The sequence below is a fragment of the Marivivens donghaensis genome (genome assembly GCF_011806565.1).
Classification (GTDB): domain Bacteria; phylum Pseudomonadota; class Alphaproteobacteria; order Rhodobacterales; family Rhodobacteraceae; genus Marivivens; species Marivivens donghaensis_A.
Genome location: NZ_JAATOP010000005.1, coordinates 73,819 through 90,118 on the forward strand (window position 1 = coordinate 73,819; position 16,300 = coordinate 90,118).

Annotated in this window: 15 protein-coding genes; 13 read left to right on the top strand and 2 right to left on the bottom strand. The window is 60.3% G+C overall.

The features are described 5' to 3' along the window. The first annotated feature begins 297 nt into the window (after positions 1 to 297). The 13 genes from nuoG to HCZ30_RS08915 are packed head-to-tail and all read left to right on the top strand — an operon-like array spanning position 298 to position 13,977. Positions 298 to 2,319 carry an NADH-quinone oxidoreductase subunit NuoG gene (nuoG, locus tag HCZ30_RS08855; RefSeq protein WP_167637930.1) on the top strand — a complete coding sequence of 674 codons (2,022 nt, stop codon included), beginning with the start codon at positions 298 to 300 and terminating at the stop codon, positions 2,317 to 2,319. Between the two features lie 4 nt (positions 2,320 to 2,323). Beyond that, positions 2,324 to 2,713, top strand: coding sequence for a hypothetical protein (locus tag HCZ30_RS16615; RefSeq protein ID WP_167637931.1), 390 nt, complete (start codon positions 2,324 to 2,326; stop codon positions 2,711 to 2,713). Between the two features lie 10 nt (positions 2,714 to 2,723). Then, entirely contained in the window at positions 2,724 to 3,761 is a 1,038-nt protein-coding gene (gene nuoH / locus HCZ30_RS08865; RefSeq protein ID WP_167637932.1) for an NADH-quinone oxidoreductase subunit NuoH, read from the top strand. Positions 3,762 to 3,764: 3 nt separating this feature from the next. Continuing rightward, positions 3,765 to 4,259: an NADH-quinone oxidoreductase subunit NuoI gene (gene nuoI, locus HCZ30_RS08870; protein ID WP_167637933.1), complete on the top strand. Its 495-nt coding sequence runs from the start codon at positions 3,765 to 3,767 to the stop codon at positions 4,257 to 4,259. Then, positions 4,256 to 4,669: a carboxymuconolactone decarboxylase family protein gene (locus tag HCZ30_RS08875; RefSeq protein WP_167637934.1), complete on the top strand. Its 414-nt coding sequence runs from the start codon at positions 4,256 to 4,258 to the stop codon at positions 4,667 to 4,669. The genes nuoI and HCZ30_RS08875 overlap by 4 nt, the downstream gene beginning before the upstream one ends. Continuing rightward, complete coding sequence (locus tag HCZ30_RS08880; RefSeq protein ID WP_167637935.1) at positions 4,666 to 5,271, top strand: NADH-quinone oxidoreductase subunit J; 606 nt, start codon at positions 4,666 to 4,668, stop codon at positions 5,269 to 5,271. Before HCZ30_RS08875 ends, HCZ30_RS08880 begins: the two co-directional genes overlap by 4 nt. A 40-nt stretch (positions 5,272 to 5,311) precedes the next feature. Beyond that, a complete protein-coding gene (gene nuoK, locus HCZ30_RS08885) occupies positions 5,312 to 5,617 on the top strand; it encodes an NADH-quinone oxidoreductase subunit NuoK (protein WP_167637936.1) in 306 nt (101 codons plus the stop codon). 6 nt (positions 5,618 to 5,623) lie between these two features. Then, positions 5,624 to 7,738, top strand: a complete 2,115-nt coding sequence (nuoL, locus tag HCZ30_RS08890; RefSeq protein ID WP_167637937.1) for an NADH-quinone oxidoreductase subunit L — start codon at positions 5,624 to 5,626, stop codon at positions 7,736 to 7,738. Continuing rightward, positions 7,738 to 9,327, top strand: a complete 1,590-nt coding sequence (locus HCZ30_RS08895) for an NADH-quinone oxidoreductase subunit M (protein WP_167637938.1) — start codon at positions 7,738 to 7,740, stop codon at positions 9,325 to 9,327. The genes nuoL and HCZ30_RS08895 overlap by 1 nt, the downstream gene beginning before the upstream one ends. A 12-nt stretch (positions 9,328 to 9,339) precedes the next feature. After that, complete coding sequence (nuoN, locus tag HCZ30_RS08900; RefSeq protein ID WP_175581004.1) at positions 9,340 to 10,776, top strand: NADH-quinone oxidoreductase subunit NuoN; 1,437 nt, start codon at positions 9,340 to 9,342, stop codon at positions 10,774 to 10,776. After that, positions 10,766 to 11,527: a biotin--[acetyl-CoA-carboxylase] ligase gene (locus HCZ30_RS08905; RefSeq protein ID WP_167637939.1), complete on the top strand. Its 762-nt coding sequence runs from the start codon at positions 10,766 to 10,768 to the stop codon at positions 11,525 to 11,527. Before nuoN ends, HCZ30_RS08905 begins: the two co-directional genes overlap by 11 nt. A 12-nt stretch (positions 11,528 to 11,539) precedes the next feature. Next, positions 11,540 to 12,313: a type III pantothenate kinase gene (locus HCZ30_RS08910; protein ID WP_167637940.1), complete on the top strand. Its 774-nt coding sequence runs from the start codon at positions 11,540 to 11,542 to the stop codon at positions 12,311 to 12,313. Next, on the top strand, positions 12,310 to 13,977 hold the full coding sequence (locus tag HCZ30_RS08915) for a ribonuclease J (RefSeq protein WP_167637941.1): 1,668 nt from the start codon (positions 12,310 to 12,312) through the stop codon (positions 13,975 to 13,977). Before HCZ30_RS08910 ends, HCZ30_RS08915 begins: the two co-directional genes overlap by 4 nt. On the opposite strand, the gene HCZ30_RS08920 is transcribed toward HCZ30_RS08915, so the two are convergent. Beyond that, a complete protein-coding gene (locus HCZ30_RS08920) occupies positions 13,974 to 14,597 on the bottom strand; it encodes a hypothetical protein (RefSeq protein ID WP_167637942.1) in 624 nt (207 codons plus the stop codon). The genes HCZ30_RS08915 and HCZ30_RS08920 overlap by 4 nt on opposite strands. 2 nt (positions 14,598 to 14,599) lie before the next feature. Further along, entirely contained in the window at positions 14,600 to 16,066 is a 1,467-nt protein-coding gene (locus tag HCZ30_RS08925; RefSeq protein ID WP_167637943.1) for a DEAD/DEAH box helicase, read from the bottom strand. Positions 16,067 to 16,300 lie beyond the last annotated feature (234 nt).

Sequence of the window (16,300 nt, forward strand, 5' to 3'; positions counted from 1 at the left end):
TCAGTCGGATAAAAGGCCCGCCCCATCGGCGGGCCTTTTTGTATCTTAGCCGAGTCTTTCGGTAACATGCTGTAAATCTAATATATTTGCGGCAACTGCTTCGAAAGGCCGATGCAAGCCATATTCTCGGGTATTTGGTGCGCTCTTTTCGGATATGCCGTGAATTTTCCACGCCTTTTGGTGTCGTAACGACTGGCGTAGCGCGGCAAGCCGCGTTAGAACGCCCGCGACCGAGTGCCTAATCGTGCATTGCGCGATCGGCATTGCGTCGGAGCGACAAGAACCAAAAGGCTGGCCATGTCCGATTTGAAAAAAATCATCATCGACGGGATTGAGCTGGAAGTACCGGGTGCCATGACGCTGATTCAGGCTTGTGAAGAAGCCGGAATCGAAGTCCCGCGCTTCTGCTACCACGAGCGTCTGTCCATCGCGGGCAACTGCCGCATGTGCCTCGTCGAGGTCGTAGGTGGTCCGCCGAAGCCCGCTGCTTCGTGCGCGATGCAGGTCAAAGACCTCCGTCCTGGACCGGAAGGTCAGCCGCCGGTCGTCAAGACGAACTCTCCGATGGTGAAGAAAGCACGCGAAGGCGTGATGGAATTCCTTCTCATCAACCACCCGCTGGATTGCCCGATCTGCGACCAAGGTGGTGAATGTGACCTTCAGGACCAGGCGATGGCCTACGGTGTCGACTTCTCGCGTTTCCGCGAACCGAAGCGCGCTGTGGACGACCTCGATCTGGGCCCGCTGGTCGAAACCCACATGACTCGCTGCATCAGCTGCACCCGCTGCGTCCGTTTCACTTCGGAAGTCGCAGGCATCACCCAGATGGGCCAGACCGGCCGAGGTGAAGATGCAGAGATCACCAGCTACCTGAACCAGACCCTCGATTCGAACATGCAGGGTAACATCATCGACCTCTGCCCGGTCGGTGCGCTGGTTTCCAAGCCCTACGCTTTTACCGCCCGTCCGTGGGAACTGACCAAGACCGAAACCATCGACGTGATGGACGCTCTGGGGTCGAACATCCGCGTCGATACCAAAGGCCGTCAGGTCATGCGTATCCTGCCGCGTAACCACGACGGCGTGAACGAAGAATGGATTTCGGACAAGTCGCGCTTCGTCTGGGACGGTCTACGTCGCCAGCGTCTCGATACGCCGTACATCCGTGAGAACGGCAAGCTCCGCAAAGCAACATGGGGCGAGGCTCTCGAAGCCGCCGCTGCTGCGATGAAGGGCAAGAAGGTTGCGGGCCTTGTCGGCGATCTCGCACCGGTCGAAGCGGCTTACAGCCTCAAGCAGCTTGTTGAATCGCTCGGCGGCACAGTCGAATCGCGCACCGACAACGCGAAGCTTCCCGCAGACAACCGCTCGGCTTATGTCGGCACCGCGTCGATCGAAGATATCGACAGCGCCGATATGATCTTCCTCATCGGCACCAACCCGCGTGTCGAAGCTCCGGTTCTGAACGCCCGTATCCGCAAGGCATGGCTTCGTGGTGCGACGGTCGGAATGATCGGTGAAGCCGCAGATCTGACCTATGACTACACCCATATCGGCACCGACCGCGCAGCGCTCGACAAGCTGATGGGAATGGACCATTCGGACAAGAAGGACCTCAAGGGCGTTATGATCATCGGTCAGGGCGCGCTTCAGGAAGCAGACGGGACTGCCGTTCTCGGCACCGCAATGCAGCTTGCAGAGAAGGGAAGTTCCAAGTTCCTTGTTCTGCACACCGCTGCAAGCCGCGTAGGCGCACTTGATGTCGGCGCTGTCACCGAAGGCGGCCTCGACGCTGCGCTAAACGGTGCCGAAGTCGTCTACAACCTCGGCGCTGACGAAGTTGAAGTCGGCGAAGGTGCGACCGTGATCTATCAGGGCTCGCATGGCGACCGCGGTGCACACCGCGCCGACATCATCCTGCCGGCTGCTGCCTACACCGAAGAAAACGGCCTGTTCGTGAACACCGAAGGCCGCCCGCAGCTCGCGCTCCGCGCTTGCTTCGCTCCGGGTGAAGCCAAAGAAAACTGGGCGATCCTTCGCGCACTGTCCGCCGAGCTCGGCGCGACCCTGCCGTGGGACAGCCTCGCACAGCTCCGCCAGAAGCTGGTTGCCGACGTTCCGCACCTCGCTCAGATCGACGAAGTTGTCGAAAACGAGTGGGCACCGCTGGAAACCGGCAAACTGGGCGACGCGACCTTCCGCAATGTGGTCAAGGATTTCTACCTGACCAATCCGATTGCACGCGCATCGCAGCTGATGGCCGAACTTTCCGCGCAGGCCAAAGCCCGCGCTGCCGAGCCCAAGGTTGCGGCTGAATAAGATAATGCGGGCAGCGGTCATCGCATCGCTGTTTCTCGCGGGGTGCACAGCATCCCAAAGCGCTATCGGTGGGGCAGGCGATTTTCGCCCGGACTACCAGGGGGCCGAAACACGGCTCCTCGACGGCGACCTGGTGAATTTCCGGGTCAGGATGTCAGGCGCTCGCGGGCCTTCGGACGTCACGAAGTACGCCGAATGCGCCGCTGCACAATATGCGTTGATCCGTGGCTACGGGTTTGCGCGGCACATACGCACCACGGTCGAAGAAGACTTCGGGATCTGGGTCGCGGATGCTGTCTACACTATCTCGCCGGCGCTTCCGCGCGGGCTCAGGACAATAGACGCCGAAGTTACGGTAGCCGATTGTGGCGTATCGGGAATACCGACGGTGTAAGGGGACGAATATGGTTGAATTCTTCACCACGACCAACCTTGGGATCCTGCTGCTGACTCTCGGTCAGTGCCTTCTGGTCCTCGTGCCGCTTCTGGTGGCACTGGCCTTCCTGATGTACGCGGACCGCAAGGTCTGGGCTGCTGTCCAGATGCGCAAGGGCCCGAACATCGTTGGCGCGTTCGGTCTGCTGCAGTCCTTTGCGGACTTTTTGAAGTACATCGTTAAAGAGGTCGTCGTACCGGCCGGCGCGGACAAGTTTGTCTTCTTCCTCGCGCCGCTGATTTCGTTCGTTATGGCCGTGATCGCCTGGGCGGTTATCCCGTTCAACGACGGTTGGGTGCTGGCCGACATCAACGTCGCCATCCTCTACGTCTTTGCGATCTCGTCGCTCGAAGTTTACGGCGTCATCATGGGCGGCTGGGCTTCGAACTCGAAGTATCCGTTCCTCGGCTCGCTGCGTTCGGCAGCACAGATGATTTCTTACGAAGTCTCGATCGGTCTGATCATCGTTGGTGTGATCATCTCGACCGGTTCGATGAACTTCGGCGACATCGTTCGTGCGCAGGACGGCTACGGTATCCTGTCGTGGTACTGGCTGCCGCACTTCCCGATGCTTTTCCTCTTCTTCATCTCGGCTCTGGCTGAAACCAACCGTCCGCCGTTCGACCTTCCCGAAGCGGAATCGGAACTGGTTGCCGGTTATCAGGTGGAATACTCGTCGACCCCGTTCCTGCTGTTCATGATCGGCGAACTGACCGCAGTCGTGCTGATGTGCGCACTCGTGTCGCTGCTGTTCCTCGGCGGCTGGCTGTCCCCGATCGAGTTCCTGCCGGACGGCATCCTGTGGATGATTATCAAGATGGTGTTCTGCTTCTTCATCTTCGCGATGGTGAAGGCGATCACTCCGCGCTACCGCTACGACCAGCTGATGCGTCTGGGTTGGAAAGTCTTCCTGCCGATGTCGCTGGCTTGGGTGGTGCTCGTTTCCTTCCTCGCAAAATACGAAGTCCTCGGTGCTTTCTGGGCCCGCTGGACGATCGGAGGCTGATCCATGACGCAGATCGATTACGGCCGCGCCGCCAAATACTTCCTGCTGGCGGACTTCGCAAAAGGCTTCAAGCTGGGGTTCAAGTACTTCTTCGCTCCCAAGGCGACGATCAACTACCCGCACGAAAAAGGCCCGCTGTCCCCGCGTTTCCGCGGCGAGCACGCGCTGCGTCGCTACCCGAACGGCGAAGAACGCTGCATTGCATGTAAGCTGTGCGAAGCAATCTGTCCGGCTCAGGCGATCACCATCGACGCGGAACCCCGCGAAGACGGCTCGCGCCGCACCACGCGCTATGACATCGACATGACCAAGTGCATCTACTGCGGCTTCTGTCAGGAAGCCTGCCCGGTGGATGCGATTGTCGAAGGTCCGAACTTCGAATTCTCGACCGAGACTCGCGAAGAGCTCTTCTACGACAAAGAGAAGCTGCTTTCGAACGGCGAACGTTGGGAAGCCGAAATCGCCCGCAATCTCGAAATGGATGCGCCGTACCGATGACCGACTCCAAGAACCCCTTTGAAGCCATGATGAAGGCGGGGCAGGACTGGGCCAAGTCGCTCAATCCGGCGCTGGAATCGTTTATGCCCAAGGGGTTCGAGACGCTCTGGCCCACCATGCCTTCCGAAATGATGGAAGCGATGATGGGCAAGACCTTCAACCCTGAAGGTCTGGATGCCAAGACACGCCTTCTGCTGACCCTGATGGGCCTGACCATTCTGGGCGCTCAAGCAGAATCGCAAATTCGCCTGACCGTCCGCCATGCGCGCGAGGCGGGGGCAACCAAACAGGAGATCGCCGAGACCATCGCACAAGCCGCGATGTTCGGAGGCGTCCCCGCAATGACCAAGGCCATGACACTCGCGAACGAAGCGATGGCCGAGGACACGAAAAAGGACCGCGACGAATGAGTGTAGCTGATATCGCATTTTACGCCTTTGCGCTGACGACTGTCGCGGGCGGGCTGTTCACGGTGCTGAGCCGTAACCCCGTCCACTCGGTGCTCTGGCTGATCCTCGCCTTCCTTTCGTCGGCGGGGCTTTTCGTCCTGCTGGGCGCGGAATTCATCGCCATGCTGCTGATAATCGTCTACGTCGGCGCCGTCGCGGTTCTGTTCCTCTTCGTGGTCATGATGCTCGACATCGACTTTGCCGCACTGAAGGCAGAGATGGCCCGCTACATGCCGCTCGCTCTGCTGATCGGCTTGGTCATCATCATCCAGCTCGCCATGGCTTACGGCGCTTGGGATTACTCCACCGGCTTCGAGACGCGCCTCGCTGCGCCCGCCGGTGACGTTCACAACACCGCCGCACTGGGCCTGCTGGTCTACGATAAATACCTGATGCTCTTCCAACTGGCCGGTCTGATCCTGTTGGTCGCCATGATCGGCGCCATCGTTCTGACCCTTCGCCACCGCAAGGACGTCAAGCGTCAGGACGTGCTCGCCCAGCTCTACCGTGACCCTGCTAAGGCCATGGAGCTGAAAGACATCAAACCGGGGCAGGGCCTGTAATGCCAAATTTCGCGCACAAGCAAAGCGAGGGACGGAACAAATGATCGGAATTGAACACTATCTGACGGTGGCTGCGGCCCTGTTCGTGATCGGGATCTTCGGCCTGTTCCTGAACCGCAAGAATATCATCATCCTGCTGATGTCGATCGAACTGATCCTGCTGGCCTGCAACATCAACTTCGTCGCGTTCTCGTCCTACCTGAACGACCTCGTGGGCCAGGTGTTCACGCTGTTCGTCCTGACCGTCGCTGCTGCCGAAGCGGCCATCGGTCTGGCCATTCTGGTTTGTTTCTTCCGCAACCGCGGGACCATCGACGTTGAAGACGTCAACGTGATGAAAGGCTGATCCGACATGGAAAAGATTGTTCTTCTTGCTCCTCTTGTCGGAGCCCTTATCGCCGGCTTCGGCTGGCGACTGACCGGTGAAAAGGCCGCTCAGATCATTACGACCGGTATTCTGTTTCTCTGTGCGCTGCTGAGCTGGATCCTGTTCCTCGGCTTCGACGGAAACGCCTACCACATCAACCTGCTGCGCTGGATCGAATCCGGCGACCTTCAGACGTCGTGGGCGATCCGCATCGACCGTCTGACGCTGATCATGCTGATCGTCGTCAACACCGTGTCGTCGCTCGTTCACCTCTACTCGATGGGCTACATGGCCCACGACGAGAACTGGGGCCATCACGAACACTACAAGGCACGCTTCTTTGCGTACCTGTCGTTCTTTACCTTCGCCATGCTCATGCTGGTCACCTCGGACAACCTCGTCCAGATGTTCTTCGGCTGGGAAGGCGTAGGTGTCGCATCCTACCTGCTGATCGGCTTCTACTATAAGAAGCCGAGCGCGAACGCTGCGGCGATGAAAGCATTCGTCGTCAACCGCGTCGGTGACTTCGGCTTCGCTCTGGGCATCTTCGGTCTGTTCATGCTGACCGGCTCGATCGACTTCGACACCATCTTCGCGAATGTCGGCACCATCGCAGACACCGAGATCAGCTTCCTGTGGCGCGAGTGGAATGCGGCAAACCTTCTGGCCTTCCTGCTCTTCGTAGGTGCCATGGGTAAGTCGGCGCAGCTCATCCTGCACACTTGGCTGCCGGACGCGATGGAAGGCCCCACCCCTGTTTCGGCCCTCATCCACGCAGCGACCATGGTGACCGCGGGCGTCTTCCTCGTCTGCCGCATGTCGCCGCTGTTCGAATATGCACCGGAAACCAAGTCGTTCATCATGTACCTCGGCGCGACCACTGCGTTCTTCGCAGCCACCGTCGGCCTCGTGCAGAACGACATCAAGCGCGTCATCGCTTACTCGACCTGTTCGCAGCTCGGCTACATGTTCGTAGCTGCTGGTGCTGGCGTCTACGGTGCGGCGATGTTCCACCTCTTCACGCACGCTTTCTTCAAGGCGATGCTGTTCCTCGGCGCCGGTTCGGTCATCCACGCGATGCACCACGAACAGGACATGCGGAACTACGGCGGTCTGCGTAAGAAGATCCCGCTGACCTTCTGGGCCATGGTTATCGGTACTCTCGCCATCACCGGCGTCGGCATCCCGCTCACCACCATCGGTTTCGCTGGCTTCCTCTCGAAGGACGCTATCATCGAAAGCGCCCACGCTTCGGGTAACGGCTACGCCTTCTGGATGTTGGTCATCGCGGCTCTGTTCACCTCGTTCTACTCTTGGCGTCTGATCTTCATGACGTTCTTCGGTAAGCCGCGCGGTGATCACCATGCACACGACCACGCTCACGAAAGCCCGCTGGTCATGACCATTCCGCTCGGCGTGCTGGCTCTGGGTGCGATCTTCGCTGGTATGATCTGGCTGAACCCGTTCTTCGGTGATCATGACAAGATGACCAAGTTCTTCGGTATGCCGCACCATGAAGTTGCCGCAGCTGAAGGCCACGGCGAAGAAGCTGCCGCCGACGATCACGGCGCTGTCGCTACCGAAGAGGTCGCCGCTGCTGATCACGGCGAAGAAGCTGCTCACGGCGATGCCGGTCACGAGGCTGCATTCGGCGCGATCTACATGTCGGAAGCTTCGAACGAAGTTCTCGACGAAGCGCACCACTCGCCGGTCTGGGTGAAGACGAGCCCGTTCTTCGCCATGCTGATCGGTCTGTTCGTCGCTTGGCTGTTCTACATCCGCGACACGTCGCTGCCGCGCAAGCTCGCTGCGAACCAGCCGATGCTTTACAACTTCCTGCTCAATAAATGGTACTTCGACGAACTCTATGACGCCATGTTCGTACGTCCGTCGAAGCGCATCGGTGCCTTCCTCTGGAAGAAGGGCGACGAGGCCACCATCGACGGCGGGATTAACGGTGTAGCTCTGGGCATCGTCCCGTGGCTGACCCGCCTCGCAGGCCGCGCCCAGTCCGGCTATGTGTTCACTTACGCCTTCGCGATGGTTCTGGGCATCGCAGTAATTCTGACCTGGGTGACGCTCACCGGGGGATCGCACTAATGGAAAACCTTCTCTCGATCGTAACCTTCATTCCGCTGCTGGCAGCAGGCATTCTGGCCCTGTTCCTGCGCGGTGACGACGAAGGCGCCCGCCGGAATGCAAAGTGGGTGGCGATGATCGCCACTCTCGCAACCTTCTTCGTGTCGCTGTTCATCCTCGGCGGCTTCGACAGCTCGAACACCGGTTTCCAGTTCGTAGAAGACCACGAATGGCTGATGGGCCTGCACTACCGCATGGGTGTTGACGGGATTTCGGTCCTGTTCGTGATTCTCACCACGTTCCTCATGCCGCTGGTCATCTGGTCGGCCTGGGATGTGACCCACCGCGTCAAGGAATACATGATTGCGTTCCTCGTGCTCGAAGCGCTGATGCTCGGCGTGTTCATGGCACTGGACCTCGTTCTCTTCTACGTCTTCTTCGAAGCTGGCCTGATCCCGATGTTCCTCATCATCGGCATCTGGGGCGGTGCGAACCGTATCTACGCTTCGTTCAAGTTCTTCCTCTACACCTTCCTCGGCTCGATCCTGATGCTGGTCGCCATGATCGTCATGTACGCTCAGGCTGGCACCACCTGTATCGGTGCTTGCGGTGAAGGCACGACCGCGCTGCTCGACTACGAGTTCGCTTCGACCACTTTCTCGGTTCTGGGCATCACCGTCACCGGCGGCCTCCAGACCATGCTGTTCCTTGCGTTCTTCGCATCGTTCGCGGTGAAGATGCCGATGTGGCCGGTTCACACTTGGCTGCCGGACGCCCACGTTCAGGCGCCGACCGCTGGCTCGGTTATCCTTGCTGCGATCCTGCTGAAGATGGGCGGCTACGGCTTCCTGCGCTTCTCGCTGCCGATGTTCCCCGTTGGCGCTGACGTGCTGCAGGACTTCGTCCTCTGGATCTCGGCTATCGCGATTGTCTACACCTCGCTGGTCGCTCTGGTGCAGGAAGACATGAAGAAGCTGATCGCTTACTCGTCCGTTGCCCACATGGGTTACGTGACCATGGGTATCTTCGCGATGAACCAGCAGGGCCTTGACGGCGCGATCTTCCAGATGCTGTCGCACGGCTTCATCTCGGGCGCCCTCTTCCTCTGCGTCGGCGTGATCTACGACCGTATGCACACCCGCGACATCGACGCCTACGGCGGTCTCGTGAACAAGATGCCGGCCTATGCGCTCGTGTTCATGTTCTTCACTATGGCGAACGTCGGCCTTCCGGGCACCTCGGGTTTCGTCGGTGAATTCCTGACGCTTATGGGTACCTTCAAGGTCAACACCTGGGTCGCTGCGGTTGCTGCGCTCGGCGTGATCTTCTCGGCGGCTTATGCGCTGTGGCTCTACCGCCGCGTCGTCATGGGCGAGCTGATCAAGGAAAGCCTGAAGTCGATCAAGGACATGACCCGCCGCGAAAAGCTGATCTTTGCACCGCTCGTCTTCATGACCCTTCTGCTGGGTATCTATCCGGCGTCCGTCACCAACATTATCAGCCCGAGCGTCGCCGCTCTGGTCGAGCAAGTTGAAACCGCGAAGGCCGATGCAGGCCTGATGCATGAAACCGCCGAAGCCGACCACGCCGCGCCGGCAGCCGCGCACTAAGGAGCAGGGAAAATGATCTCTCAAGACCTTCAGATCGTTCTGCCGGAGATTCTTCTGGCGCTCTACGCGATGGCCGCGCTGCTCATTGCTGTCTACACCGGCAAGGACAAGGTCGCCTCGGTCGTCAACTGGGCTACGGTCGCTGTCTTCCTCGTGCTGGCCTTCTGGATCGGTGTTTCCGGTTCGGGCGATCAGACCGCCTTCGACGGCATGTTCAACGACGACGCCTTCGCACGCTTCGGCAAGGTAACGATCCTCATCTCCGCCGCTGCGGTGCTGGCGATCAGCCGTGATTACATGTCGCGCCGCGGTCTGCTGCGCTTCGAATACCCGGTGCTCGTCGCTCTCGCGACCGTCGGTATGATGGTCATGGTTTCGGCTGGCGACCTGATGGCGCTCTACATGGGCCTCGAACTGCAATCTCTCGCGCTCTACGTCGTGGCTTCGCTGCGTCGTGACAGCGTGAAGTCGACCGAAGCGGGTATGAAGTACTTCGTCCTCGGCGCGCTGTCGTCGGGTCTGCTGCTCTACGGTGCATCGCTGACCTACGGCTTCACCGGCACCACGCTGTTCTCGGGCATCATTGCGGCGACCGGCGACGAAGTGTCGATCGGCCTGCTGTTCGGCCTCGTGTTCATGTTCGCTGCCTTCGCCTTCAAGGTTTCGGCCGCACCGTTCCACATGTGGACCCCGGACGTTTACGAAGGTTCGCCGACCCCGGTCACCGCGTTCTTCGCAACCGCACCGAAGGTTGCCGCAATGGGCCTCTTCGCCCGCGTTGCATTCGACGCATTCGGCGGCATCGTCGGTGACTGGCAGCAGATCGTGTCGCTCGTTGCGATCCTGTCGATGTTCATCGGTGGTATCGCGGCTATCGGTCAGCGCAACATCAAGCGCCTGATGGCTTACTCGTCGATCGCTCACATGGGCTTCGCGCTGATGGGCCTCGCTGCCGGTACAGCCGCTGGCGTCCAGTCGATGCTGATCTACATGGCGATCTACGTGACCATGAACATCGGTACCTTCGCGTTCATCCTGTCGATGGAGAAGGACGGCACCCCCGTCGCCGACATCAACATGCTGAAGATGTACTCGCGCCAGCAACCGCTCCGCGCCATGGCTCTGCTGTTCCTGATGTTCAGCCTTGCCGGCGTGCCGCCGTTCCTCGGCTTCTTCGCCAAGTTCGGCGTGTTCACCGCAGCGCTGTCGTCGGGCCTCGTCTGGCTCGCCGTTCTGGGCGGTATCGCGTCGGTCATCGGTGCGTTCTACTACCTGCGCATCGTGTTCTACATGTACTTCGGTGAAGAGAAGGACGGTCTGGACAGCACCATGTCGCCGGTCGCCTGGGCTGCTCTGATGGCATCGGCTGCGATCATGCTGCTGGGTCTGTTCAACCTCTTCGGTATCGAAGGCATTGCAGCCGCTGCGGCGCAGTCGCTTGTCAACTGAACTTGATGCTGGGCCGCACTGGCCCGAAGGCTACGACCTCGTTGTTCTGGACGAGGTCGACAGCACAATGGCCGAGGCTGCCCGTAGGGCGGCCTCGATCCGTGTTCCGACATGGATCATGGCGCTGCGTCAGACCGCTGGCCGCGGTCGCAGGGGCAGGGCGTGGGACAACCCCGTTGGCAACCTCGCCGCCACTTTAATTTCCAAGCCCGACCTGACCCCGATGGACGCCGCCCTGCGGTCGTTTCTCGCGGCCAACGCGCTGTTCGAGGCGCTCGCGCTTTATGTCGACCGCACGCGGCTCGCGACCAAGTGGCCCAACGACGTACTGCTCGACGGCGGCAAGGTCGCTGGCATCCTGCTGGAGAGCAGCGGGGCAGGGAGCCGCATCAGCTGGTTGTCGATCGGGATCGGTGTGAACCTCGCCCACACACCCCGCGCGGCAGAAGGCGCGACCTTCGCGCCCGTGAGCCTGTTCGAGGCCATCGAAAAAACCATCGAGCCCGAAGAGTTCCTCGCCGCGCTCGCCAATGCCTACGCCACTCAGGAACAGAAGCTGCTCTACTTCGGTTTCGAACGCATTCGCCGCGATTGGCTGTCGCAAGCGGCCCGCCTCGGCGAACAGATCACCGCCCGCACCACCAACGACGAATTCACCGGCACGTTCGACGGGATCGACGACGACGGCAACCTCATCCTTGTCACCGCCAAAGGCCCTAAGGTCATCGCGGCTGCGGACGTCTATTTCTAACGGAGGATCGCCGTGCTTCTGACGATTGATTGCGGCAACACCAACACTGTCTTCTCGATCTGGAACGGGTCGGAGTTCATCGCCACATGGCGCACCTCGACCGAGCACCAGCGGACTGCGGACCAGTACTTCGTCTGGCTTTCGACGCTGATGGGCCACAAGAAGATCGACGTGAATATCAACTCCGTCATCATCTCGTCCACCGTGCCGCGCGTGGTGTTCAACCTGCGTGTCCTTGCCGACCGCTACTTCAACTGCCGACCGCTCGTGGTGGGTAGACCCGACTGCCTGCTGCCCGTGATGCCCCGCGTTGACGAAGGCACGACGGTCGGTCCTGACCGGCTTGTGAACTCCGCCGGTGCCTATGATCGATTTGGTGGCAACCTGATCGTTGTAGATTTCGGAACCGCCACTACATTCGATGTTGTAGCCGATGACGGCGCTTATGTTGGCGGGGTCATTGCGCCCGGTGTGAACCTTAGTCTAGAGGCGTTGCACCGCGCTGCTGCTGCGCTACCTCACGTCGATATCAGCCGCCCGCAAGGCGTGGTCGGCACGAACACCGTGAGCTGTATGCAGTCGGGTATTTTTTGGGGCTACGTTGGCCTCGTCAAAGAGATTTGCGCTCGCATCCGCGCCGAACGGGATGCGCCGATGAAAATCATCGGAACGGGTGGATTGGCTCGGCTCTTCGAGCAGGCCGATCTGCTTTTTGATGAAATCGAAGATGATCTGACCATGCACGGTCTGACGGTCATCCATGAGTTTAATAAGGATAACACATGAGCAGTGAACGCTTGATTTACCTCCCCCTCGGCGGGGCAGGAGAGATCGGGATGAATGCCTACGTCTACGGCTACGGCAAGCCCGATCAGGAACGCCTGATCGTCGTGGACCTCGGCGTGACCTTCCCCGATATGGACAGCACCCCCGGTGTTGATCTGATTTTCCCCGATATGACCTGGCTCGAAGAGCGCAAGGACCGGATCGAGGGTATCTTCATCACCCACGCGCACGAAGACCACGTCGGCGCTGTAGGTCTGCTGTGGGAGCGTCTGGGCGCGCCGATCTATGCGCGCACCTTCACGTCGAACATCGCGCGCCGCAAGCTGGACGAAAAGATGCTGCCCGACGGCATCGTCCACGTCGTTGGTGCCTATCCGGCCGTGACCGAGCTTGGCCCGTTCAAGGTCTCCGTCGCGCCGATCAGCCACTCGATCCCCGAAAGCGGCGGTCTGGTGATCGACACGCCTGCGGGCCGCGTCGTGCACTCGGGCGACTTCAAGATCGACCACACCCCCGTCGTCGGCGAGCCCTTCGACGAAGAGATGTGGGCGGAGATCGCCAAGGACGGCGTCAAGGCGCTCGTCTGCGACTCGACCAACGTGTTCTCGCCCAATCCGGGCCGCAGCGAGGCCGAGCTTGCGGGACCGCTGACCGACTTCATCAAGGACCAGCCGGGCATGGTCGTCGCGACCACCTTCGCGTCGAACATCGCACGTCTGAAGACGCTGGCGATTGCGGCCAAGAAAGCCGGTCGTTCGATCTGTCTGCTGGGCCGCGCCATGCGCCGTATGGTCGAAGCGGGTATCGAGACGGGCATCCTTCAGGATTTCCCGTCGGTCATCAGCCCAGAGGACGCGCATCACGTCCCGCGCGAAAACCTCATGCTGATCGTCACCGGTTCGCAGGGTGAACGCCGCGCGGCATCGGCTCAGTTGTCGCAGGGCAAATACCTCGGCCTCTCGCTGAAAGAGGGCGACACGTTCCTGTTCTCGTCCAAGGTCATTCCGGGTAACGAGCGCGGCGTGATCCGCATCATGAACAACCTGTCCGAAAAGGGCGTCGAGGTTGTCGATGATCGCGGCGGTCTCTACCACGTTTCGGGCCACGCGAACCGTCCCGACCTGCAAAAGATGCACGAGATCATCCATCCGGAGATCATCATCCCGATGCACGGCGAACACCGCCACCTGCGTGAACACGCGAAGATCGCAGAGGCCAACGGCTATGCCTCGACCGTCGCGGTCAACGGCACGATGATCGACCTGACCGGCCACAAACCGAGCGTTTGCGGCTTTGTCGAAACGGGCCGTACCTATCTCGACGGTACGGTTCAGATCGGTGCGATGGATGGTATCGTCCGCGACCGTATCCGCATGGCGCTGAATGGGCAGGTGACGGTCACGCTGCTGATCGACGAAAACGACGAACCGCTGGGTGATCCGTGGTGCGAACTGAACGGTGTGGCCGAACTGGGCCGCTCCTCTGCGCCGCTCGTTGACGTGCTGGAAGAGGATCTGTCGCAGTACCTCAACCGTGCCGACGACAAGACGCTGTTGAACGATGACGCGCTCGAAAAAGAGCTGTCGCGTATTGTGCGCAACGTTTGCAACAACGAGATCGGCAAAAAGCCCGAAGTCACGGTGATCATCAGCCGACTGGCTTAAAGCCCGCAAGCAAAGGCGGCACCGTTGACAGCGATCAGCGCAACGGTGCCGGCTGTCGCCAGTTCAGGCGCATTCAGCGCAGCGAGCATCACCTTGGACGCAATCGCGTTCGCTTGGCTCTGCGCAAAAGCCTCCGACCCCATGACCATCGTCGCGCCGAGCGTTTCCGCGCGGGCGATTTCGCCTATGGATGGCGGCTCTCCGAAAAGGTGAGTCAGGCGGCCAGATATGTCGTTGAGCTCGTCCGCGGTGCCTTCGATGCGCTCGCAGACGGTTTTGACGCACATTCCGCGAAAATTGCGCTCTCCTGGCACCAGCAGGTAGCCGACGTCGCTGTCCTCCAGGTCGAGGCAGTAGCCGTTCGGCGTATAGGTCTCGGTCAAGCTCGCCATGAACGTCAGTGTGACGTCGGACGTGCAAGTCGGTTCGCGGTCGGTGAGGGAGCGGAAGAGGTTGCTGGGGGCGCGATACCACGCCTCGCCCGAGCTGACTTCGAGGTCATCATCGACAAACTGGTCGCTGTCGATGGAGATATCCATGCCGTGGACGCGGACAGTGCAGGTTTCGGCCTGCACCGCCGATCCAATCAGAACTGCCAGCAAAATTGCCAGCCAGCGCATCATTAGCTCGCGAGAGCCCGACGCTCGGCAAAGCTCAGACGGATAAAGGTCGGAGCATCGTCGCCCATACCGATAATCATGTCTTCGCGCTTGCCGCGACGATTGTTGTTGTGCTTCGGACGGTCGTTCTTGTGCTCGTGCTGCTTCGGAGCGTCGGCCTTCTTTTCAGGCTTCGGCTGCTCGGCTGCTTGCTGCGGCTTGGCCTCTTCGGCCTGCTGCTGCGGAGCGTCGTCCTTCTTGGCGCGGCGCGAACGGCTGCGCTTGGGCTTTTCGCGCTGTTCCTGATCCGCGTTCTCGTCGACCTTGCCGGAGGACTCCGACTTGGCCGGATTTTCGATGCGCGGGATTTCCATCTGCACGAGCTTTTCGACGGCCTCGAAATACTTCTCGTCACGCGGCGTACAGATCATCATCGCGGTGCCCTTGCGGCCAGCGCGGCCGGTACGGCCGATGCGGTGCACGTAGTCTTCGGCGTGCGACGGAACGTCAAAGTTGAAGACGTGGCTCACAGCAGGGATGTCGAGGCCGCGTGCAGCAACGTCGGAGGCGCAGAGGATGCGCAGATCGCCGTTGCGGAACTTGTCGAGCGTTTCCATACGCTGCTTCTGTTCCAGATCGCCGTGGATCGCAGCGGCGTTATAGCCGTACTTGCGCAGCGACTTGGCCGTGATGTCCACGTCGGTCTTGCGGTTGCAGAACACGATTGCGTTGGTGCAGGCGTCGCCTTCGGCATCGATCAGCGCGCGCAGGACGCGGCGTTTCTCGCTGCCTTCACGGTCGCGGCGGCTGGCTTTGAACATGCAGACGGACTGCTTGATGTTCTCGGACGTCGTCGCCTGACGGGCAACCTCGATCCGCTCGGGCGCCTGAAGGAAGGTGTTGGTGATGCGTTCGATCTCCGGCGCCATGGTGGCCGAGAAGAACAACGTCTGACGGGTGAACGGCGTCAGTTGGAAGATGCGTTCGATGTCGGGAATGAAGCCCATGTCGAGCATACGGTCGGCTTCGTCGACGACCATGATCTGGACGCCGGTCAGCAGCAGCTTGCCACGCTCGAAATGGTCAAGCAGGCGGCCGGGGGTGGCGATCAGAACGTCCACACCGCGATCAATCGCAGCGTCCTGTTCCTTGAAGCTCACACCGCCAATCAGCAGCGCCTTGGTCAGTTTGGTGTTCTTGGCGTAAACGTCGAAGTTCTCTGCCACCTGAGCCGCGAGTTCGCGCGTCGGGCAGAGAACGAGGCTGCGGGGCATACGCGCACGTGCGCGGCCACGGCCAAGAAGGGTAATCATCGGCAGCGTGAAGCTGGCGGTTTTGCCGGTGCCCGTCTGGGCGATGCCGAGAACATCGCGGCCCTGAAGGGCGGGCGGAATCGCTCCTGCCTGAATTGGGGTCGGGCTTTCGTATCCGGCGTCTGCGACAGCCTTGAGAACCTTAGGATCAAGGTTCAGATCGGTAAATTTGGTCATGCGTGTCCATTGCTGCGGTCGGGCGGTCCAGACCAGCGGGTTTATGGGACGCAACTTGCCAACGCGCCCCGCGGCGTAAAATCCCCTTTGGGATTGGGCTCACTTATCGTTTTTGCGATGCAACGTCAATAAAACTGAGTTTTACCCCAGGTTAGGGGTAGCAATCGCCCCGATACGCACCAGTTTTAGAATGGTTGGTCTATTAGCGGCAGCAGAAAACTTCCCGTTTCGGTT